Origin of the sequence: Arthrobacter sp. HMSC08H08 (assembly GCF_001807575.1) — a bacterium.
Classification (GTDB): Bacteria; Actinomycetota; Actinomycetes; order Actinomycetales; family Micrococcaceae; genus Pseudoglutamicibacter; species Pseudoglutamicibacter albus.
This window is the reverse complement of record NZ_KV789401.1, coordinates 1-1,430: the sequence shown is the minus strand read 5'-3', so window position 1 is coordinate 1,430 and position 1,430 is coordinate 1. Positions and strand designations below refer to the sequence as shown.

The window sequence follows — 1,430 nt, the reverse complement described above, 5'->3', positions numbered from 1 at the left end:
CGGCGTACCTTACATATATTGATCGCGTAGCTACAGTCGTGCCTCACATACTTTGAGCGCGTACTCCTACGCTGAACAAGTATGAACAAGGGTGTGGTCTCAATGTCGACACGTATCGAAGTCACCAAACAACTCAAACGGGCTTACAAAACCGCGACGAGGTCCGAGAAGTCTGTGATTCTGGATCAGTTCTGCGCAACCACCGGGCTGTCCCGAGTATCAGCCAGACGGTATCTCACCAGCCCACACCTGGGCGTGAAGAATGTGACGAAAGTTGATCGTCGTCGGCATCGCCCGACGAAGTACTCGGCAGCCTCGAAACGGGTGCTGGTGTGGCTGTGGCGGGTCATGATGTACCCGTGCGGGAAATACATGTGTCAGATGCTCCCCGAATGGATCAGCCGGCTTGAAGCACATGGCGAACTCAGCCACGGTGAACACGACTACACGCCTGCGGTACGTGCCGAACTGCTTGAGATGTCTGCCGCGACGATCGACCGATATTTACGAGAGCACCGGCAGTCACTGGAGTTGAAAGGGATCTCTGCCACCCGTTCTGGCGCGCTGTTACGCACCTCGATCATGATCCGGAAAGCCGGCGACGAGGCAGAGCATGAGCCCGGCTTTCTGGAGTGTGACACGGTCGCGCACTGCGGCCCCACACTGAAAGGTGAATTCGCCAGAACTTTGACCGCCACTTGTGTGCAGACGGGATGGACCCACCTGGAAGTGTTACGGAATAACGCACGTGTACACATGCTCGCCGCCCTCACCCGCATGGAAGCTGCGTTACCGTTTGATATTGCTGGGCTCGACTGCGATAACGGGTCGGAGTTCATCAACGACCAAGTGATCGAGTGGGCAGGTGACCGGAAGATCTTCTTCACAAGAGCCAGGCCTTACAAGAAGAATGATCAAGCCCTCGTCGAGTCAAAGAACAACCATATTGTCCGTAAATACGGTTTCTACTACCGTTACGACACCCCAGATGAGCGGGACGTGCTGACACTGTTATGGCAGGCAGTGATGCTGAAGATGAACTTCTTCACCCCCACCAAGAAACCTGTCGGTTGGAGCGTGGACGGGCAGGGGCGTAGACGGCGCGTGTATGACGACCCGAAGACCCCGTACCAGCGTCTGCTCGACTCTGGGCTGCTCTCTGTAGCTCAAGAACGAGCGCTGCGGGCGCAGTACGCGAAGCTCAACCCGGTCGAACTCACGCGTGACATTGTCCGGTATCAGGACATGCTCATCACCAAAGCCAGTTGGAAGACTGAGGTCCTCACAGCTGAGGTCGAAGACGCGAAACAGAACCGACGGAAACGACAAACCGGTGGGGTGAAACTCCATACTGCCTAAGCAGGGCTACGCGATCAATCTCTGTGAGGCACGATTAGGGCTACGCGATCAACTTGACATGAGGCACTACG

General features: G+C 56.1%; 1 protein-coding gene. It reads left to right on the top strand.

Annotated elements, in window-relative coordinates:
- Positions 1–102 precede the first annotated feature (102 nt).
- Positions 103–1,359 carry an integrase catalytic domain-containing protein gene (locus HMPREF3175_RS07415; protein ID WP_176744705.1) on the top strand — a complete coding sequence of 419 codons (1,257 nt, stop codon included), beginning with the start codon at positions 103–105 and terminating at the stop codon, positions 1,357–1,359.
- Positions 1,360–1,430 lie beyond the last annotated feature (71 nt).